Below are 19505 nucleotides of genomic sequence, written 5' to 3' on the forward strand. Positions count from 1 at the left end.
CCCCCACGTCCCCTCGGGCCGGTCGGGCGCGTGCGGCCCGGTGGGGGCCGGTGCGCCCGCGCCGCGGCGGACGGGACCGTGCCGCTCCGCTGTGGTCGGCGGCACTGGCCGGGTAGCCGCCCCCCGCTGTGGGCAGGCGTTCCGCAGGGCGGAACGGGTGGGCACAGCCCCCGGTGCCGGGCAGCGGTAAAGGTGGCACCCGCCCCGGCGCAGCCGGTCCCGCAGGGCGGTGCGGGGTAAACGGGTGGGTGGGTGGGGAAGACCCGGCGCGGAGCGCCGGGGAGCGGACGGTGCCGGGTGGCGATGACCGTGGCTCAAGCCCCGGCGCAGCCGACCCGTGCCGGGCGGCGATGAAGGCGGCGCCAAGCCCGGCGCAGGCGGGCTCGGACCCCGGTGCAGGGGAGGAGGAATCGGGGGCAGACCGGCAAGGGCGAGAGGGAGACCTCCGACCTATTGTGTCCGGGACGGGAGTCGACCTAGCCTGCGGAAGGCCCAGGCGCCCGCCCCGCGACCGAGGGAGACCCGCCCGTGATCCAGCCCTGGTTCCCCGACGCCAAGCTCGGAATCTTCGTCCACTGGGGCATCTACAGCGTGGACGGCGTCGCCGAGTCCTGGTCGTTCTTCCACGACGAGGTCCCCTACGACCGCTACATGTCCCAGCTCGACCGCTTCACCGCCGACCGCTACGACCCCGACACCTGGGCAGACCTGTTCGTCCGGGCAGGCGCCCGCTACGCCGTCCTCACCGCCAAGCACCACGACGGAGTCGCCCTGTGGGACACGGGGGCCAACGACCTGTCGGTCCCCCGGCGCACCCCGGCCGGCCGCGACCTCGTCGCCCCCTACGTCGCCGCCCTGCGCGCCCGCGGCCTCAAAGTCGGCCTCTACTACTCCCACTTGGACTGGTCCCACCCCGACTACGCGACCGTCAGGCCCGAGGGCCAGGACCCGGCCGAGCGCGGCAACCGCTACTCCATGCCCGCCGTCGGCGAGGAATCATCCGAGCGCTGGGCGGAGTTCCTCGCCTTCCACCGCGCACAGGTCAGGGAGCTGATCGGCCTGTTCCAGCCCGACCTGCTGTGGTTCGACGGCGAGTGGGAGCGCAGCCCCGAGCAGTGGGGGATGACCGAACTCGCCCAGGAGATCGCCGCGACCAGTCCCCACACCGTCGTCAACGGACGCCTGACCGGGCACGGCGACTACGCCACCCCCGAGCAGGGGGTCCCCGTCGAACCGCCCGACGGCGATTGGGAGTTGTGCCTCACCCTCAATGACTCCTGGGGTTATCAGCCCCAGGACCACAGCCACAAGACCCCGCGCCGGCTCGTCCGCATCCTCGCCGAGACCATCGGAGGCGGCGGCAATCTGCTCCTGGACGTCGGCCCGAAGGGCGACGGCACGCTGCTGCCCGAGCAGACCGAGCGGCTCGAAGCGCTGGGGGAGTGGATCGGACGGCACGCCGACGCGGTGTACGGCACCGTGCGGGGGCTGCCGCACGGGCACTTCTACGGCCCTTCGACGCTCTCCGTCGACCGCCGGACCCTCTACCTCTTCCTGTTCGACCGGCCCAACGAGTACGTCGTCCTGCGCGGCCTGCGCAACGCCGTGCGTTCCGCGCGCGTGCTCGGCACGGACACCGCGGCGCGCCGCGAGCGGGTCGGCGGACTCGGTGACGTACCCGGCTGGGAGTACGTCCACCTCGGCGACGACCAGCTCGACCCGCTCTGCACCGTGCTCGCCCTGGAACTCGACGGCCCGCTCGACCTGTACCGCGAGCACACCCGCGACTGAACACGAAAGGCACCGCACGTACGCCACCTGGAGGTTGCATGCCCCGCGTCACCAGATCCAGCGTCCGAGCCCTCGTCGCGTTCCTGTCCGTCGCCGCCCTCGCGGCGCCCCTCGCCCCGTCCGCCACCGCGGGCCCCGCGAGCGGTTCCCGTCCGCTCCCCGTCGTCTCCCCGGCCCCGCAGCACATCGCGCGCGCCGGCGCCGACGTCCCGCTCGCCCGCCGCGCCGAACTCGTCGTCGGCGAGGACACGGACGAGGCCGCCCGCCGTCGGCTCACCGAGACGCTGCGCGCCCACGGGGTGCGTGACATCGACGTACGCGGGAAGAGCTCGGGGCGCGCTCCGCTGACCTTCCTGCTCGGTCCCGCCACCCGGCCCGACATCGCGAAGGCCCTCGGCGGTACGGACGTCCCGCGGCGGGCCGAGGGATACGCCCTGCGGGTCGGGCACCGCACCGTCGCGGTCGGCGGGACCGACGCGGCCGGGCAGTTCTACGGGGTGCAGAGCCTGGCGCAGCTGATCACGCGCACCTCGATCGCGGGCGCCGAGATCTCCGACCACCCCTCGATGGCCCTGCGCGGTAGCATCGAGGGCTTCTACGGACCGCCCTGGACCGCCGCCGAACGCCTCGACCAGCTGGACTTCCTCGGCGACACCCGGGCCAACACCTATGTGTACGCACCCAAGGACGACCCCTATCACCGCGAGAAGTGGCGCGAGCCCTATCCGGCGGACAAGCTCACCGAACTGGGCGAACTCGTGGACCGCGCGCGGGCCAACCATGTGCGCTTCACCTTCGCCGTCTCGCCGGGCGCCTCGATCTGCTACTCCGACCCCGCCGACGTCACGGCCCTGACGGCGAAACTGCGCTCGCTGTACGACCTGGGCGTGCGGTCCTTCTCCGTGCCGCTCGACGACATCAGCTACACCAAGTGGAACTGCGCCGCCGACGAGGCGGCGTTCGGCGCTCCCGGGCGGGCCGCGGCCGCCAAGGCCCAGGCGGGGCTGCTCAACACGATCCAGCGGGAGTTCGTCGCCGGGCACGAGGGCACATATCCGCTGCAGACCGTCCCCACCGAGTACGGCGACCTCACCGACACCGCGTACAAGCAGACCCTGCGGGCGGATCTCGACAGGGCCGTCGAGGTGATGTGGACCGGCACGGACGTCGTGCCGCCCGAGATCACCGTCGATCAGGCGCGCCGGGCCTCGGAGCTGTTCGGGCGCAAGGTGTTCGTCTGGGACAACTACCCCGTCAACGACTTCGCGCGCACCGCGGGCCGGCTGCTGCTCGCGCCGTACGACAAGCGCGAGAAGGGGCTGTCCGACCACCTCAGCGGTCTGGTGTCGAACCCGATGAACCAGGAGGCGGCCGGCAAGCTCGCCGTCTTCACCATGAACGACTTCTCGTGGAACGACCGCGGCTACGACCGGACCCGGTCCGGACGGCAGGCCGCCCTGTACCTGGCGGGCGGCGACGCGCGCACCGCCGACGCCGTGCAGACCTTCGTCGACCTCAACCACATGGCGCCCACCTTCGGGGAGCGGAACTGGCAGCCCCAGTCGCCGGTCCTCGGCCCGAAGCTGGACGCGTTCTGGAAGACGTACGAGACGGACCCGCGCGCTGCGCTGCGCGCGCTGGCGCCCGTGGCGAAGGAGATCGGCACGACCCCGGAGATCCTGCGCTCGCGCCTGCCCGACCCGCTCTTCCTGCACGACGCGGACCGCTGGCTGGACGCGACGCGGCTGTGGGGCGAGGCCCTGCGGCACGGTCTTGCCGCGCTCACCGCCGTCGAGGCGGGCGACGGGGCGGAGGCCGCGCGGGAGCGCGCGCGGACGGACGCGCTCGCCGAGCGGATCTCGAAGATCGTCGTCGACCCCGCCGAGCACCACCAGCGCGGGTCCGTGAAGATCGCCGATCCGTACCTCGACGACTTCGTCAAGGGCGTCGGAGAGCGTGTTGATGCTCTCGACTGATACATCAGTCAGAAGCTCAATGCCCTGGTTCACCTGCTGATCTGCCTCCCGCGCGTTGCGTTCATCGCAACGCGCGGGTACGGTTGCCGACCATGCAGCCCGACCCCGAGGTGGCGGACCGCGTCCGCAAGGTGATCGCCGACGCCGGCGTGACGCAGCGCGAGTTCGCGCGCCGCATCGTCATGGACCCCTCCAAGCTCTCCCGCTCGCTCGGCGGCACCCGGCGCTTCACGGCGGCGGAGCTCGCCCGCATCGCCGACGAGGGCGGGGTCGACGCGGGATGGCTGCTCGGCGCGGCCCGCGCCCCGGAGGCCGCCCAGCGGCGCGAGCGCGCCGCGGCCCCCGACGGCGGGCGCCCGCTGCAGATCGTCCGTGAGACCGTGCGGCTCATCGCCGAGCGCGGCTTCCACGCCGTCCGCGTCCAGGACATCGCGGCGGCCTGCGACACCAGCACCGCCGCCATCCACTACCACTTCCCCGGCCGCGACGACCTCCTCGAAGCCGCCGTGCGCTGGTGCATGGACGAGGACACCGCGCGCCGGGCCGCACGCGTCGCGGACGCCGCCGACACCGCCGACGAACTGCGCCAGCTCATCGAGCTCCAGATCCCCCGCACCCCGCAGCAGCGCTGGCAGTGGAGCGTCTGGCTCGACCTGTGGGCGGAGGCCGCCCGGTCCACCGCCATGGGCCGCCTGCACGCCGACTACTACCGCCAGTGGCGCACCACCGTCGCCGACGTCATCCGCCGGGGCGTCGCCGAGGGCGTCTTCCGCCTCGCCGACCCCGCCGCCGCGGCGCTGCGCCTGACCGCGCTCATCGACGGCCTCGCCACCCAGGTCCTCGCCTCGGCCCCTGATGGCCCCGGCACGAGCCCCGACGACATGCACGCGGCCCTGACCGCCTACGTCGACGCGACGCTGACCGCGCACTGACCTCCCGTACGCACCGTACGGCCGTTCCCCGTCCGCAACACCCCACCCCCGAGGGAGAGTTCCGCATGCCCGTGAACGACAACGTCATCATCACCGCCGCCCTGACCGGCGCCGGCGACACCGTGCGCAAGAGCCCGCACGTGCCCGTCACGCCCGAGCAGATAGCCACCTCGGCCGTCGAGGCCGCCGGGGCGGGCGCCGCCGTCGTGCACATCCACGTCCGCGACCCCGAGACCGGCGACCCCTCCCGCGACCCGCGCCTGTACCGCGAGGTCGTCGAGCGCATCAAGGAGACCGGCACCGACGTCGTCATCAACCTCACCGCGGGCATGGGCGGCGACCTCGTCATCGACCCCGTCCAGCCGCTGAAGGAGCTCGGCGCGCTGCCCGGCACCGACCTCGTCGGCGGCCTCGACCGGCTCCCGCACGTCGAGGACCTGCTCCCCGACATCTGCACCCTGGACTGCGGTTCCCTCAACTTCGGCGACAACCTCTACATCTCCACGCCCGACATGCTCCGCCAGGGCGCCAGGCGCATCCAGGAGCTGGGCGTACGGCCCGAGCTGGAGATCTTCGACACCGGTCAGCTGTGGTTCGCCAAGCAGCTGCTCGCCGAGGGCCTGCTCGACAACCCCACCGTCTTCCAGCTCTGCATGGGCATCCCGTGGGGCGCGCCCGCCGACCCGGGCGTCCTGCAGTCCATGGTCAACATGCTCCCCGAGGGCGCCCAGTGGGCGAGCTTCGCGCTCGGCCGCATGCAGATGCCGTGGGTCGCCCAGTCGATCCTGCTCGGCGGCCAGGTCCGCGTCGGCCTGGAGGACAACCTCTACCTCGGCAAGGGCAACAAGGTGACGAACGCGCAGCTCGTCGAGCGTGCGGTCCAGATCACGGAGAACCTCGGGTCGCGGGTCGCCACGCCCGACGAGGCGCGGGCCAAGCTCGGCCTGCGGCCGCGTTCGTAGCGCTTCTTCCGCGGGCCGTCCCCGGCCGGCCGCGCAGTTCCCCGCGCCCCTTCGGGGCACGACCCCGCCGTACGAGAGGAATTCCCCATGACCGTCACCACCCCTGAAGAAGCCCGCCGCGTCGCCTGCATAGGCGCCGGAGTCATCGGCGGCGGCTGGGTCGCCCACTTCCTGGCCCGCGGCTACGACGTCACCGCTTGGGACCCGGCGCCCGACGCCGAGGAAAAGCTGCGGCGGCTCGTCGAGGCCGCCTGGCCCGCCCTCACCCAGCTCGGCCTCGCCGACGGCGCCTCGCAGGACCGCCTCACCGTCGCAGCGACCCTCGAAGAGGCCGTCGCCGACGCCCAGTTCGTACAGGAGAGCGCACCGGAGAAGCTGGAGCTGAAGCGGGGCCTCCTGGCACGGCTCGACGCCGCCACCCCCGCCGGAGTCGTCATCGCCTCCTCCACCTCGGGCTACCCGATGACCGACATGCAGACGGCCGCGGCCACCCCCGGCCGCCTCGTCGTCGGGCATCCCTTCAACCCGCCCTACCTCATCCCGCTCGTCGAGGTCGTCGGCGGTGAGCGCACCGACGCCGACGCGGTCACCTGGGCGTCCCGGTTCTACGAGGTCGCGGGCAAGTCCGTGATCACGATGAAGAGCGAGGTGCCCGGGTTCATCGCCAACCGCCTCCAGGAAGCCCTGTGGCGCGAGGCCCTGCACATGGTCGCCAACGGCGAGGCCACCGTCCAGGAGATCGACGACTCCATCACCGAGGGCCCCGGCCTGCGCTGGGCGTTCATGGGCCCCATGCTCACCTTCGCGCTCGCGGGCGGCGAGGGCGGCATGGCCCACATGCTCGACCACTTCGGCCCGTCCCTGAAGTCGCCGTGGACGCGCCTGGAGGCGCCCGAGCTCGACAAGAAGCTGTACGACGCCGTGGTCGCGGGCTGCGACGAGGAGGCGAACGGCCGCACCATCGCGGACCTCGTCGCCGAGCGCGACCAGGGCGTCATCGACGTCCTGCGCGCCACCGGCCGACTCCACGGGGGCACGAAGTGACCGAGCCCCTGCCGCTGCTCCGCCAGCAGGTCCGCCCCGAGTGGATCGACTACAACGGTCACATGAGCGAGGCCTTCTACGTCCTCGTCTTCGGCTACGCCACCGACGCGATGATGATCGAGACCGGTCTGCACGCGGGCTACCGCGAGTCCACCGGCTGCTCCCTCTACACGGTCGAGGCGCACGTCCGCTATCTGAACGACGTCCCCGAGGGCGCCCATCTCGCCGTCCGCACCCGTCTGCTGGGCGCCGACGCCAAGAAGGCGCGCTTCACGCACGAGATGTACGTCGTCGAGGACGCGGAGGCCGCCCCGGCGCCGGACGCCGCCCCGGTGGCGACCACGGAGCTGCTCGCCCTCCACGTCGACCAGAACGCGGGCCGCTCGGCCCCCTTCCCCGACGAGATCCGCGCGCGCCTGACGGGCCTCGTGGAGGACGCCCCCGCGTGGGCGGGCCGCTCGATCGCCGCGGTGGGCGGCTAGTCCAGCTCCTTGTGGGCGGTCTCCGGCAGCCGCAGGTACACCGCCGACGAGACGAGGCAGAGCACGGCCACGTACACGGGGAACAGCCCGGGAGAGCCGATCTCCTTGAACAGGGTGCCCATGTACGGGGCCGTGCCGCCGAACAGCGCGACGGTCAGCGAATAGGGGAAGCCGATCCCGGCCGCCCGCACCCTTGCGGGGAACACCTCCGCGTTCACGGCCGCCGAGATCGACGTGAAGCCGGTGAGCAGCACCATGCCCGCGCACTGCACGAGCAGCAGCGAGGCGAACGACCCGGTGAGGGACTTCAGCAGCGGCACGCTCAGGACGGCGAAGCCGACGCCGAAGAAGAGGAGCAGTGGCCGCCGGCCGAAGCGGTCCGAGAGCAGCCCGCCGACCGGCTGGAGCAGCGCGAAGAAGGCGAGCGAGAGCGTGCCCGCGAGCAGCGCCTGGCTCTTGCCGATGTCGGTGTTCAGCTCGGCGTACGTCGGCAGGTACGACGTCCACGTGTAGTACGCGATGGTGCCGCCCGCCGTGATGCCGCAGATGAGCAGCGACTGGCGCGGGTGGTGGCGCAGCGCGTCGAACAGGCCGGGCCGCTCGGCTTCCTCGGCGGGCGCCCGGTGCGTCTCGTGCGCGCCCTGCCTGATCCAGAAGCCGACCAGGCTGAGCACCGCGCCGAACAGGAACGGCAGCCGCCAGCCCCAGCCGTCCATCTGCCCCTCCGAGAGCGTGGCGACCAGGAGGGCGGCGACACCGGACGCGGCGAGCTGTCCCGCACTGGTGGACACGTACTGGAAGCTGGAGAAGAGGCCGCGCCGCCCCGGACCCGCCGACTCCACGAGGAACGTCGTCGACGCGGCGAACTCCCCGCCCACGGAAAGGCCCTGGAGCAGCCGCGCGCCCACCAGCACGACGGGCGCGAGCACGCCGACGGACGCGTACGTCGGGGTGAGGCCGACCAGCAGACTGCTGCCGCCCATCAGCAGGATCGTCACGGTCAGCGCGGCCCGCCGGCCGCGCCGGTCGGCGACCGCGCCCATGAGCAGCCCGCCGACGGGCCGCATGAAGAAGCCCACCGCGAAGACGGCGAACGTGGAGAGCAGCGGCACCAGGGAGTTGCCCGACCCCTTGGGGAAGACCTGGTCGGCGATGTACGTGGCGAGGAAGGTGTACGCGTACCAGTCGTACCACTCCACGGCGTTGCCGACCGACGCGGCGAGCAACTGCCGTGTCGGGCGCCGCTCGTGGGCGGGTGCGGTGTCGGTCACCTGCTGGTCGTGCTGTGTCATGATCACGACTTTCCCCCACCCGGCGGCGCCCCACACGTACCGTCCGTCAGCCGGACACCGGCCGTCGCCTCACCCCGTGGTCGGCTTGTACGCGTACACGGTGGTCGTCACCAGACACGGCGACGGCGGCACCACCTCGACGCGCAGGGTGCGGCGCGCCGCGTCGTAGTCGACGCCCTCGGTCTCGAAGGTGCCGGAGCAGATGCTGCGCTGCGGCGCGGCGAAGAGGCTGGAGACGCGGCCGGTCACCGGCTGCCCGTCCAGCGGCCGCTCCAGGTCGACCTGGAGCACCGGGCGGTCCTCGGGGAAGAGCTCCTTGGACGCGTCGTTCGAGGCGCACACCAGACGCGTGTCCGAGACGAAGTCGCAGCCCTGGATGTCCCGCACCGGCTTGTCGAGCGAGATCTGCCCGGCCTGCGGGAGGTCGCCCCCGGTGGGCGGGGTCGAGGGGTTGAGGAGCGGTGCGGGGAAGACCTGGAGGCGGTTCTGGTCGCCCCACTCGCCGGAGACCAGCCACCGCGCGTCGGGCGACACCGCCGCGAAGGAGTTGTTGAGCTTCTCGCCGGCGTCGAGCCGGTGCTCGTACAGGTACCGCTTGCCGTCGGGCGTGGTGACCGCGTACATCTTCGACTTCGCGTCGTCGCCGCCCTGGTAGGCGTCGAAGGTGTGGCCGTTCGCGATGTCCGGGTCGCCTATGTGGCCCCAGCCCTTGGCCCGCAGGTCCAGCGGTATGGAGCCGAGGCCGCGGTACAGGAGGCTGCCGTCGGCGCGGCTCGCCAACCCCTGGCTGCCGGTGAGCGAATTGACGAGCGAGCTGCCGGACTCCTGCCAGCCGCCGGGCGACGCGGGCGCGGCCGAGGCGGGACCGCCCGCCATCACCGCCATCGTCACGGCGCCGAACAGAGCGGCGGATGCCTTGGTCGATGCCTTCCAAAGGGTCATCGGGGCGCTACCTCCGTGGGGGGTCGGAACGCTGCGGCGCCATCGTACGTAACGTGAACCTCAGGGATGTACGTAACGTGAACCCCGGCGGCATCGGCCCGACGGAAGTCCGACAGAAGGCGGTTGAGACGTGAAGCTGGCAATTCTCGGCGGAGGCGGATTCCGTGTGCCGCTGGTGTACGGGGCCCTCCTGCGCGACCGCGCCGAGGGCCGCGTCACCGACGTCGTCCTGCACGACCTGGACGCGGCGCGGCTCGGCGCGATCGCCCGCGTCCTCGCCGAGCAGGCCGCGGGCGTCCCCGACGCGCCCGCCGTCACCGTCACCACCGACCTCGACGAGGCGCTGCGCGGCGCGGACTTCGTGTTCTCCGCGATCCGCGTCGGGGGCCTGGAGGGCCGCGCCGCCGACGAGCGCGTCGCCCTCGCCGAAGACGTCCTCGGACAGGAGACGGTCGGCGCGGGCGGCATCGCGTACGGCCTGCGCACGGTGCCCGTCGCCGTCGACATCGCGCGCCGCGTCGCCCGCCTCGCCCCCGACGCCTGGGTCATCAACTTCACCAACCCCGCGGGCCTGGTCACCGAGGCCATGTCCCGCCACGTCGGCGACCGCGTCATCGGCATCTGCGACTCGCCCGTGGGCCTGGGCCGCCGGGTCGCGCGGATCCTCGGCGGCAACCCGGACGAGGCGTTCATCGACTACGTCGGCCTCAACCACCTGGGCTGGCTGCGCGGGCTGCGCATCGCGGGGCGCGACGAGCTGCCGCGGCTGCTCGCCGACCGCGAGCTGCTCGGCTCCTTCGAGGAGGGCAGGCTGTTCGGCGCCGACTGGCTCCAGTCCCTCGGCGCGATCCCCAACGAATACCTGCACTACTACTACTTCAACCGCGAGGCGGTGCGCGCCTACCAGGAGGCCGAGCAGACCCGCGGCGCCTTCCTCCGCGACCAACAGGCCCGCTTCTACGAGGAGATGGCCCGCGCCGACGCCCCCGCCCTCAAGACCTGGGACGCCACCCGCGCCGAGCGCGAGGCCACGTACATGGCGGAGAACAGGGAAGCGGCGGGCGTGGGGGAGCGGGCCGAGGAGGACCTGGAGTCCGGCGGGTACGAACAGGTCGCCCTCGCCCTCATGCGGGCCGTCGCGCGCGACGAACGCACGACGCTGATCCTCAACGTCCGCAACGGCACGACCCTGTCCGCCCTGGACGCGGACGCCGTCATCGAGGTGCCGTGCTCGGTCGACGCCAACGGCGCCCACCCCATGGCGGTGGCCCCGCTGCCCGGCCACGCCACCGGACTGGTTTGCGCGGTCAAGGCCGTCGAGCGCGAGGTGCTCGCCGCCGCGGACAGCGGTTCCATCGCCACCGCCGTCAAGGCGTTCGCCCTGCATCCGCTGGTCGACTCGGTGGCGGTGGCGCGCCGCCTGGTGGACGGCTACCGGCAGGCGCACCCCGGGCTCGGCTACCTGGGGCGGAGCTGATCCGAGGGGCCTGACATGATCACGGGATGAGTCCCGTCGTCTCCATCGGTGCCGCCGCCCGCCGTCCCTGCACGCTCGTCGTGTGCCGGGGCTGCTGCTGCGGCGACGCGCGCAAGAACCCCGGGATCGACCACGCCTGGCAGCTGGAGCGGATGCGCGCCGCGGCGGCGGCCTCGCGCGGCCGGTTCGCGGTGCGCACGAGCGACTGCCTCGGGCCGTGCGGCCAGGCGAACATCGTGGTCGTCCAGCCCTCTCCCGAGGGGCGCAGGCGGGGCGGCCGGGCGTCGTGGGTCGGCTTCGTCACGGACGACGCGGCGCTGGAGGAGATAATCACCTGGGCCGAGGCGGGCGGCCCCGGCGTGGCCGAACCGTCGGCCACGCTCGCCCTGCAACTGGTCGACCCCCGGGCGCTCTGAGCACCCAGCGGCGGCCAGCTCAGTCGGCGAGCACTTGGTCCAGGAAGCCGTTCAGGTTCTGCGCGGTGCGCGCGTTCTGCTCCTCCAACGTCAGGCTCTCCTCGAAGCGGCGGGCCAGTGCCGTCGTCTTCTTCCCCCGTACGTAGAGGGAGCAGGCCAGGTCCGCGCAGATGTACAGGCCGACCGAGTTGCCCTGACGGCCCGCCGCCCCCGCCTTGGGGGCGACCAGCAGCGTGATCCCCGAGCCGGACTGCGGCGTCACGCAGACCGAGCAGATGCTCGACTTGAGCAGGCTCTTGCGCGCACCGGCCGAGGCCCGCAGGGAGATGCCCACGGGCTCGCCGTCGCGCCAGGCCACCACATAGCCGCGCTCGGGCGCCTTCGGGTCGCGCCAGCCGAGGAAGTCCAGGTCGGACCAGGGGGTGTCGGCGAAACCGGCAGGGAGGGTGAGCCTGCGGGCCTCGCCCTTCGAACAGTTCACAAAGGACGCGCGGATCTCGTTCTCACTGACGGGCTGCATGATCCGGAAGGTATCAACGGGCCCACGGGACCGTCGTGTCATTTTTCCCCGGCGACCGCCTCGGCAGGCACCCGCACGGCACGGAACTCGGTGGTGCGCCGCAGCCGGAAACCGAGCGACTCGTAGAGCCGGATGGCGTCGGTGTTCCGCGCCGAGGTGTGCAGGAACGGGGTCTCGCCGCGGGCCCTGATGCCGTGCGCCACGGCGCGGACGAGCCGGGTCGCCAGGCCCAGGCCGCGGTACGCCGGGTCGGTGCAGACCGCGCTGATCTCCGTCCAGCCGGGCGGGTGCAGCCGTTCCCCGGCCATCGCGACGAGGGCACCGCCGCTGCGCAGGCCCAGGTAGGTGCCGAGCTCGACGGTGCGCGGCAGGAAGGGGCCGGGCCGCGTGCGCGCGACCAGATCCAGCATCTCGGGTACGTCGGCGGGGCCGAGCGGCACGGCCTCGGGGTCCGGCGCGGCGGCGACCCCGTCGTCCACGAGCTGCACGCCGGGCATCGCGAAGGTCAGTTCCCACCCGTCGGGCGGGTCCACGACCACTCCGGGCAGCGGCACCTCGGTCCCGGCCCCGGCGAGCGTGGCGAGGTCCGTCCAGTCCGCGGCCGTCGGTTCGGAGGGCAGCGCGATCCACGGCGACACGTCGGTGGGGTAGCGCACCACGTGCCCCCGCCACTCGGCGAGGTGCGCGTGCGGGCCGGACAGGGAGGCGTAGGCGGGGTTGTCGAGGGGGTGCGGGCCGCGCGCCGCCGGGTGGTGGGCCGTCGGCGCCGTGAGCGGGGTCCCGGTCGTCACGAGGTCACCTCGATCACGATCTTGCCGCGCGTGTGACCGTCCTCCACCGCGCGCAGCGCCTCGTCCGCGCGGTCCAGGGGGTACGTCGCCGTCACGTGCGGGCGCAGCACGCCGGCCACGGCGAGCAGGGCCACCTCGTCGAGGACGGCGGAGGTGCGGGCGCGGGCCACCGGGGCGCCGCCCAGCGCGGTCACGGTCTCCTTGGCCGCCGCCGTGATCAGCTTCGTGCGGTCGGCGAGGAGCTCCGCGACCTCGGCCAGGCCGTCGCCGCCGACCAGGTCGAAGACGGCGTCGACGCGGCCGTCGGGGGCCGCCTCGCGTATCCGCTCCACGAGGCGCGGGCCGCGCGGCACATGGACGGCGCCGAGCGACTCGACGAACTCCTTCTTGCCCGCGCTCGCCGTGCCGATCACGCGCAGCCCGAAGTGCACGGCGATCTGCGTCGCGGCCACCCCGACGCCGCCGCCCGCGCCGGTGATCAGCAGGGTCGACCCGGCGGGCAGGTCGAGCTGGCGCACGCCGTCGTACGCGGTCGCCGCCGCGACGGGCAGGGCGGCCGCGTCGACGTAGGAGAGGGCGTCCGGCTTGTGCGCGGCGATGGCGGCGGGGACCAGCGTGTACTGGGCGTAGCCGCCGGTGACGGGGTTGCCGAAGACCGGGTCGCCGACCGCGAACCCCTCGACGCCCGGACCGACCTGCCGCACGATTCCGGCGACCTCGCTGCCCAGTACCTCGGGGCCGGTCAGCGGCCCCTGCCCCGGGCGCCGCTTGCCCGCGCGCAGTTTCCAGTCGACCGGGTTGACGCCCGCCGCGCGCACCGCGACGAGCAGCTCACCGGGTCCGGGCCGCGGCTCGGGCAGGTCGAGGAAGGCCTCCACCTCGGGGCCGCCGTGTTCGGTGAATGCGTACGCCTTGGGCATGGTGCTCCCTCGTTCGGGTCGACGGACTTCCGTAGAGGACGACGAGCAAGATCGCCCTGCTATTCCCGGGACGCCGGAGCGTTCACGCGGCCGCAACGCTTTCACGCGGCCGCAACGCTGCACGCGGCCGTAAAGCCTTCGCGCCGCCGTCATGCCTGCGTGGGGCCGCACCGCCCTCGCGGGCGCGCACCGCCCTCGTGGGGCCGCACAGCCGCCCCGGGTCCACGGCCGACGCGGCGGCCGCAGAAATTGAACGCATCGAAAACTTTGGGCCGACGACCCCTTGACCTTCATCGTTCAACCAATCAACACTCAGGCCCCGTAACCCCGCACTGGAGCGGATGGCGCATTCGGTTCTTGGCGTCGTCGGCCAGTCCGGCCTGTCCAAGAGCCGTGTCCTGGAGGTCATTTCGCCATGCCCGCCACCACTCGCCGTGAACTTCTGAAGCAACTGGGCGGCACCGCGGCCGCCTTCGCCCTCGTCGCGGCGGCGGCCCCGCTCGCCACCGCCGCCCCGGGCCCCGGCTCCACCGCCGCGACCACGCCCCGCGTCCGCAAGCTGCTCGCCCGCCTCACCCTCGACGAGAAGATCGGCCTCGTGCACGGCGCCACCGACCCCAGGAGACTGGGCCAGGCCGGCTATCTCCCGGGCGTCGCCCGCCTCGGCATCCCCGAACTGCGCCTGTCCGACGGCCCGGCGGGCGTCAACGTCGCCCGCTCGGCCACCGGCCTCCCGCCCGTCTCCACGCTCGGCGCCGCCTTCAACGCCGAACTCGCCCGCGCGTACGGCGCGGTGATGGGCCGTGAGGGCCGCACCCTCGGCCAGGACGTGCTGCTCGCCCCGCAGATCGAGCTGTCCCGCACGCCGTTCTTCAGCCGCAACAAGGACCAGTCCGGCGAGGACCCCTACCTCAACGCGGTCATCGGGGCCGCCCAGGTCGAAGGTGTGCAGGCAGAGGGCATGCTCGCCCAGGCCAAGCACTTCCTCGCCAACAACCAGCGGCTGCACGAGTTCGACCGCGAGAACCCGGAGAACTCCTACGACTTCGTGGTCGACGACCGCACCCTGCACGAGCTGTACCTGCCGGCCTTCGAGGCCGTCGTCCGTGCGGGCGTCGCCTCCGTCATGTCCGCGTACAACCACCTCAACGGCCCCTGGAACAGCGAGAACCGCACCGCCCTGACCGACATCCTGCGCGGCGAGCTCGGCTTCGAGGGCTTCGTCACCTCCGACTGGGGCGCCACCCACTCCACGGCCGCGCTCGAAGCCGGCCTCGACCTGCAGATGTGGGACGGCTCGCACTTCGGGGAGCCCTTGAAGAAGGCCATCGAGGACGGCGCCGTGCCGCTCGCCGCCCTCGACACCGCCGTCTCCCGCATCCTCGGCCGCTACGACGCCTTCGGCATGCTCGACGGCACCCGCGTGCCCGCCCGCAAGCGGATCGACGTCGAGGCGGGCGCGCGCGTGGCCCGCGAAGTCGCCGTCCAGGGAGCGGTGTTGCTCGCCAACGACGGTGGCCTCCCGCTGTCCCGCGCGGCCCTGGGCAGCCTCGCCCTCATCGGCCCGACCGCCGCCCAGGTCGCCGTCTCGGTCTCCGGTGAGCGCGCGTACGGCTTCGAGGACCGCATGGTCGGCCCGCTGGACGCGCTGCGCCGCACGACAGGACGGAGGATCGCGTACGAGGTGGGCGTCGACCTCACCGGCACGGCCGTGCCCGCCGCCGTGTTCCCCGACGGCCTGGCCCGCGCGGGCGGCGGCACCGACGCGAACGTCGACTTCACCGGCGACCGGGCCCTGCCCCTCGGCACGACCGTCCAGTGGACCGGCACCTTCGTGCCGCCCACCACGGGGGAGTACGCCCTGAACATCCAGGGCTGGGGCGCCGCCCTCTCCCTGAGCCTGGACGGCGAGGAGCTGGCGACGGCGTCCGGCGTCCGGGACGCCTTCACGCGCAAGTGGTCCTCGATCGTGCCCACGACGGACGGCCTCGACAACGGCCGGGCGGCACCGGTGAGGCTCACCGCGGGCCGCTCCTACGCCCTCGTGGTCAAGGCCGCCGGCTGGGACGCCACCGTCGTCGAACGGGCCCCCGTCCAGGTGCGGTTCGCCTGGGTCACCCCCGAGCGGCGCGCCGCCGGCATCGCGGCGGCGGCCCGGCTCGCCCGCGGCGTCCACACCCCCGTCGTCTTCGCGTACAACGGCGAGGGCGGCGCGCTCGGCGGCAGCGGCGACCTCACCACGCTCGCGCTCCCGGCCCACCAGGACGAGCTGATCGCCGAGGTCGCCGCCGCCAACCCGCGCACGGTCGTCGTCCTCAACACCGGCGGCCCCGTCACGATGCCCTGGCGCCGCGCGGTCGGCACGGTCCTGCACGCCGGCTACGTCGGCCAGGAGGGCGGCTGGTCCACCGCCGACCTGCTCCTCGGCCGCGCCAACCCGAGCGGCAAGTCCATCGTGACGTGGCCGAAGCGGGAGGCCGACCACCCGACCCTCGACCCCGCGCACCCCGAGCGGTACCACGGCGTCGACCGGACCGTCACGTACACCGAGGGCGTCTTCACCGGCTACCGCGGCTTCGACCGCGCGGGCACCGTGCCGCTCTTCCCCTTCGGACACGGCCTGTCCTACACGCGGTTCGCCTACTCCGGGCTCTCCGTGCGCCGCGCGGGACGGGGCTACGAGGTGTCGTTCACCCTCACCAACAGCGGCCACCGCACCGGCGCCGAGGTCCCCCAGCTCTATGTGGGCCCGCCCCGCCACGCGCCCGTGGACCTGCCCCCGCGCACCCTCGCCGCCTTCAGCCGCGTCGAACTCCGTCCGGGCCGCTCGCGCCGCCTGACCCTCCAGGTGGCCGAGCGCCAACTGTCGTACTGGGACACGGAACAGGCGCGCTGGATCCGCCCGCGCGGCCCTCGCGCCGTGTACGTCGGCTCGTCCTCGCGGGACATCCGCCTGCGGGGCACGGCCGACTGACGGAGCGGATGTCTCTCTCGACCCGTGCCAATCCCGCCATGACGCACATCAGTTCAAGCCGATGAGATACAACCGAGCCATGCCAAGCTTCGAAATTACACCGATCGGCACGGTCCGCAACGAGCGGACGGACGTCCAGCACACGGACAACTGGGGCGCCGTCCGCAGCACGATCACCGTCGACGAGCGTTTCGGGGAGGCGTGCCTCCAGGGGCTCGACGGCTTCTCCCACGTGGAGGTCCTCTTCGTCTTCGACCGGCTTCCGGAACGGGACGACTACCGCGAACCCCGCCCCTACCGCGGTCGTGCCGACCTCCCGCCCGTCGGTGTCTTCGCCGACCGCGGCCCCCGCCGGCCCAACCGCATCGGGGTGACGTGCTGCGCCGTCGAGTCCGTCCACGGACGCGAACTGACGGTCGTGGGCCTCGACGCGGTCTCGGGCACCCCGGTCGTCGACCTGAAGCCGGTGATGGTGGAGTTCCAGGCCGTGGACGTGAAGCAGCCGGAATGGGTCGGCCCGCTGATGGCGGACTACTTCACGCCGTAGGCCCGTCCAGGCCCGCGCCGTCCACGGCGAGCGCCCGGACGAGCCGGTCCAGGTGTGCGCGGTACAGCCCCACGAAATCCAGGCGCCCTTGGGCGAACGCCCACTGCACCTGGAGGCCGTCCGAGACGGCGAGGACCTCGCGGGCCACGGCGGACGGGTCGGTGTCGGGGCGGAGGTGGCCGGCGGTCCGGGCGCGGGCGAGGGCGCCGGCCAGCAGGGCCACGACGCGTTCGTAGCGCTCGGTGAAGTAGGCGTGGGCCGGGTGGTCCGGGGCGCCGGCCTCGGCGGACAGGCGGGTGTAGAGCTCGATCAGGCCCGGCTGGCGGAGGTTGTCCTCCGCCAGCGCCAGGACCGCACGGAACAGCGCACGGACGTCGTCGCCCCGCGCCGCCCGCCGCAGGGGCTCGAACGTCTCGGCCGTACGCTCCTCACGGGCCCGGAGCACCGCCGTCAACAGCCCCTCCTTGGAGCCGAAGTGGTGCACGACCACCGGCGCGGACGTGCCCGCGTCGGCGGCGATCCGCGCGAGCGAGGCGCTCCCGTAGCCCGCCTGCGCGAAACGGGCGAGGGCCGCCTCCAGGATGGCGGCCCTGCGGGCGTCGGCGGCGGCGTACCGGCGCCCGGCCGCCCGGGTCACAGCCCGACCGCCCCGTCGATCCGCTCCCGGAGCAGATCCGCGTGGCCGTTGTGGCGCGCGTACTCCTCGACCATGTGCAGGAGCACCCAGCGCAGGGAGACCGCGCCAAGCCAGGAGTCCTCGCCCTCGACGTCCAGGTCGGCGGCCTCCTCGACGAACTTCTCGGCGAACTCCACCTCCGCGCGCCACGCCGCCCAGGCCGCCGCGACGGCGCCGGGCTCCGCGAGGGCGCCGTCGAAGTCCTGGTCGGGGTTGTCCGCCGTGGCGTACAGGGGCGGCGCGTCCTGGCCCGCGAGATCCTTGCGGAACCAGCGGCGCTCGACGTCGGTGAGGTGGCGCACCAGACCGAGCAGCGACAGTGCGGAGGGTGCCACCGAGCGCTGGTCCAACTCCCGGTCCAGACCGGAGCACTTGAGTTCCAGGGTCGCGCGCTGGGAGCGCAGGAAGGTGACGAGCATGGCGCGTTCGTCGCCGGTGGCGGCCGTGATGTAGCGGGGATCGTTCTCCTCGCCGGTGAAGAAGGCGGCTCTTCTGCGTGAGGTCATGCCCCCATCATCGGGGCCCGCGCTCAGCCGTGGTCGCGCAGCCCCCGGTACAGCGCGCCCACCAGATGGACGCTGCGCAGGTCCTCGCCGGAGGTACCGGCGCCCATGCGGTTCATGGTGTACGCGTAGCCGACGCCGTTCTCCGGGTCGGCGAAGGCGTAGGAGCCGCCGACGCCGCCGTGTCCGAACGCCCGCGGATTGGGGCCCGCCTGCCCGAACTGGTTGAGCATGTAGCCGACGCCCCACTGCCACGACCGCGCGAGCGGCGTGCCCGCCGCGAGCATCAGGTCCGGCTCGTCGGGCCCGCTCTGCGGGGTGCGCAGGCGGTCCACCGTCTCGGGGGACAGGAGCCTGCCGCACGCCAGCTCCCCGTAGACCGCGGCGATTCCGCGCGCGGTCGCGTGACCGTTGGCCGCGGGGATCTCCGCGGCGCGGTAGGCCGGGTCGTTCACGTCGCCGAGCGGCAGATAGCGCAGGGCCAGCGTGACCGGCGCCATCGGGTGGTCGTCGAGTCCGCCGACCGGAGGATCGGGCGCGTCGCCGAACGGCCGGCGCGGGGGCGCGCCCGCGGCGGTGAGCGGCGGCGCGATGTCCGCGCACCGCCCGTGCTCGCTCTCGGGCGTGCCCACGAAGACGTCGGCGCCCAGCGGTTCGGTCACCTCCGTGCGCAGGAACGTCCCGAGCGAGACACCGGTGACGCGCCGCACGACCTCGCCGACCAGGAAGCCGAACGTGACCGCGTGATAGGCCTGCGCGGTGCCGGGCCGCCACCAGGGCCGCGTCGCCGCCAGCGCCTCGATGACCTTCTCCCGGTCGAGCACCGCGCCCCGGCCCAGTGGCTCGCCCGGCGCGATCAGCCCGGAGCGGTGGCTGAGCAGCCAGCGCACCGGTATGTCGGCCTTGCCCTCGCGCGCGAACTCGGGCCAGTACCGCGCGACCGGCGTGTCCAGGTCCAACACCCCGCTCTGGACCAGCAGATGGGCGCAGAGCGAGGTCATCCCCTTGGTCGTGGAGTAGACGTGCGCCAGCGTGTCGCGCTCCCAGGGGCGCGTCCCGGTCGGGTCCGCGTCGCCGCCCCACAGATCGACGACGTACTCGCCGCCGACCGTGACCGCGACGGCGGCCCCGAGCTCGTCGCGCTCGGTGAAGTTCCGCTCGAACTCCTCGCGCACTTCCTCGAATCCGGGGGCGCAGGTGCCGTGGACGCGCACAGTCATGTCGCGCATGGTTGCCCACGGCACCTACCTTTGCAAGACC

18 protein-coding genes are annotated in these 19505 nt (G+C 73.3%); 10 read left to right on the forward strand and 8 right to left on the reverse strand.

The genetic code is table 11. The features are described 5' to 3' along the window. Nucleotides 1-531: 531 nt before the first annotated feature. The 6 genes from AB0L89_RS04195 to AB0L89_RS04220 all read left to right on the forward strand — a co-directional run bounded on the left by AB0L89_RS04195 (nucleotide 532) and on the right by AB0L89_RS04220 (nucleotide 7187). Nucleotides 532-1791, forward strand: coding sequence for an alpha-L-fucosidase (locus AB0L89_RS04195; RefSeq protein ID WP_365135512.1), 1260 nt, complete (start codon nucleotides 532-534; stop codon nucleotides 1789-1791). Nucleotides 1792-1829: 38 nt separating this feature from the next. After that, nucleotides 1830-3767 (forward strand): beta-N-acetylglucosaminidase domain-containing protein, encoded by a 1938-nt coding sequence (locus AB0L89_RS04200; protein ID WP_365134031.1) that lies wholly within the window; start codon nucleotides 1830-1832, stop codon nucleotides 3765-3767. Between the two features lie 92 nt (nucleotides 3768-3859). Continuing rightward, on the forward strand, nucleotides 3860-4699 hold the full coding sequence (locus tag AB0L89_RS04205; protein ID WP_365134034.1) for a TetR/AcrR family transcriptional regulator: 840 nt from the start codon (nucleotides 3860-3862) through the stop codon (nucleotides 4697-4699). Nucleotides 4700-4764: 65 nt separating this feature from the next. Continuing rightward, nucleotides 4765-5661 (forward strand): 3-keto-5-aminohexanoate cleavage protein, encoded by an 897-nt coding sequence (locus tag AB0L89_RS04210; RefSeq protein ID WP_365134037.1) that lies wholly within the window; start codon nucleotides 4765-4767, stop codon nucleotides 5659-5661. 87 nt (nucleotides 5662-5748) lie between these two features. Then, nucleotides 5749-6705, forward strand: coding sequence for a 3-hydroxyacyl-CoA dehydrogenase NAD-binding domain-containing protein (locus tag AB0L89_RS04215; RefSeq protein WP_365134040.1), 957 nt, complete (start codon nucleotides 5749-5751; stop codon nucleotides 6703-6705). Then, the gene (locus AB0L89_RS04220; RefSeq protein WP_365134043.1) at nucleotides 6702-7187 is read left to right on the forward strand and encodes a thioesterase family protein; all 486 of its coding nucleotides are present in this window, start codon (nucleotides 6702-6704) and stop codon (nucleotides 7185-7187) included. The genes AB0L89_RS04215 and AB0L89_RS04220 overlap by 4 nt, the downstream gene beginning before the upstream one ends. On the opposite strand, the gene AB0L89_RS04225 is transcribed toward AB0L89_RS04220, so the two are convergent. Both AB0L89_RS04225 and AB0L89_RS04230 read right to left on the reverse strand, forming a co-directional pair. After that, nucleotides 7184-8479: an MFS transporter gene (locus AB0L89_RS04225; protein WP_365134046.1), complete on the reverse strand. Its 1296-nt coding sequence runs from the start codon at nucleotides 8477-8479 to the stop codon at nucleotides 7184-7186. The two genes, AB0L89_RS04220 and AB0L89_RS04225, sit on opposite strands and share 4 nt — an antisense overlap. Nucleotides 8480-8548: 69 nt before the next feature. Beyond that, the gene (locus tag AB0L89_RS04230; RefSeq protein WP_365135515.1) at nucleotides 8549-9364 is read right to left on the reverse strand and encodes a hypothetical protein; all 816 of its coding nucleotides are present in this window, start codon (nucleotides 9362-9364) and stop codon (nucleotides 8549-8551) included. 187 nt (nucleotides 9365-9551) lie between these two features. Here AB0L89_RS04230 and AB0L89_RS04235 point away from each other — a divergent pair, with 187 nt between their 5' ends. Both AB0L89_RS04235 and AB0L89_RS04240 read left to right on the forward strand, forming a co-directional pair. Beyond that, a complete protein-coding gene (locus AB0L89_RS04235) occupies nucleotides 9552-10898 on the forward strand; it encodes a 6-phospho-beta-glucosidase (protein ID WP_365134049.1) in 1347 nt (448 codons plus the stop codon). Nucleotides 10899-10924: 26 nt separating this feature from the next. Continuing rightward, nucleotides 10925-11314, forward strand: coding sequence for a (2Fe-2S) ferredoxin domain-containing protein (locus AB0L89_RS04240; protein ID WP_365134052.1), 390 nt, complete (start codon nucleotides 10925-10927; stop codon nucleotides 11312-11314). A 19-nt stretch (nucleotides 11315-11333) separates the two neighbouring features. On the opposite strand, the gene AB0L89_RS04245 is transcribed toward AB0L89_RS04240, so the two are convergent. The 3 genes from AB0L89_RS04245 to AB0L89_RS04255 are packed head-to-tail and all read right to left on the reverse strand — an operon-like array spanning nucleotide 11334 to nucleotide 13545. After that, complete coding sequence (locus AB0L89_RS04245) at nucleotides 11334-11834, reverse strand: FBP domain-containing protein (protein ID WP_365134055.1); 501 nt, start codon at nucleotides 11832-11834, stop codon at nucleotides 11334-11336. Between the two features lie 38 nt (nucleotides 11835-11872). Further along, a complete protein-coding gene (locus tag AB0L89_RS04250; protein WP_365134058.1) occupies nucleotides 11873-12625 on the reverse strand; it encodes a GNAT family N-acetyltransferase in 753 nt (250 codons plus the stop codon). After that, nucleotides 12622-13545, reverse strand: a complete 924-nt coding sequence (locus AB0L89_RS04255) for an NADP-dependent oxidoreductase (RefSeq protein ID WP_365134061.1) — start codon at nucleotides 13543-13545, stop codon at nucleotides 12622-12624. The genes AB0L89_RS04250 and AB0L89_RS04255 overlap by 4 nt, the downstream gene beginning before the upstream one ends. A gap of 415 nt (nucleotides 13546-13960) precedes the next feature. Between AB0L89_RS04255 and AB0L89_RS04260 the strand changes: the two genes are divergently transcribed. Then, complete coding sequence (locus AB0L89_RS04260; RefSeq protein ID WP_365134064.1) at nucleotides 13961-16519, forward strand: glycoside hydrolase family 3 C-terminal domain-containing protein; 2559 nt, start codon at nucleotides 13961-13963, stop codon at nucleotides 16517-16519. A gap of 79 nt (nucleotides 16520-16598) precedes the next feature. Beyond that, nucleotides 16599-17066 (forward strand): SAM-dependent methyltransferase, encoded by a 468-nt coding sequence (locus AB0L89_RS04265; RefSeq protein ID WP_365134067.1) that lies wholly within the window; start codon nucleotides 16599-16601, stop codon nucleotides 17064-17066. Here AB0L89_RS04265 and AB0L89_RS04270 read toward each other — a convergent pair. Genes AB0L89_RS04270 through AB0L89_RS04280 form a run of 3 tightly spaced genes read right to left on the reverse strand, consistent with a single transcriptional unit; the run spans nucleotide 17056 to nucleotide 19465 of the window. Then, nucleotides 17056-17703: a TetR/AcrR family transcriptional regulator gene (locus tag AB0L89_RS04270; RefSeq protein ID WP_365134070.1), complete on the reverse strand. Its 648-nt coding sequence runs from the start codon at nucleotides 17701-17703 to the stop codon at nucleotides 17056-17058. The two genes, AB0L89_RS04265 and AB0L89_RS04270, sit on opposite strands and share 11 nt — an antisense overlap. Beyond that, nucleotides 17700-18248, reverse strand: coding sequence for a DinB family protein (locus tag AB0L89_RS04275; protein ID WP_365134073.1), 549 nt, complete (start codon nucleotides 18246-18248; stop codon nucleotides 17700-17702). The genes AB0L89_RS04270 and AB0L89_RS04275 overlap by 4 nt, the downstream gene beginning before the upstream one ends. Before the next feature lie 23 nt (nucleotides 18249-18271). Further along, nucleotides 18272-19465 (reverse strand): serine hydrolase domain-containing protein, encoded by a 1194-nt coding sequence (locus tag AB0L89_RS04280; protein WP_365135518.1) that lies wholly within the window; start codon nucleotides 19463-19465, stop codon nucleotides 18272-18274. Nucleotides 19466-19505 lie beyond the last annotated feature (40 nt).

This window comes from Streptomyces sp. NPDC052114, assembly GCF_040680155.1.
GTDB lineage: Bacteria > Actinomycetota > Actinomycetes > Streptomycetales > Streptomycetaceae > Streptomyces.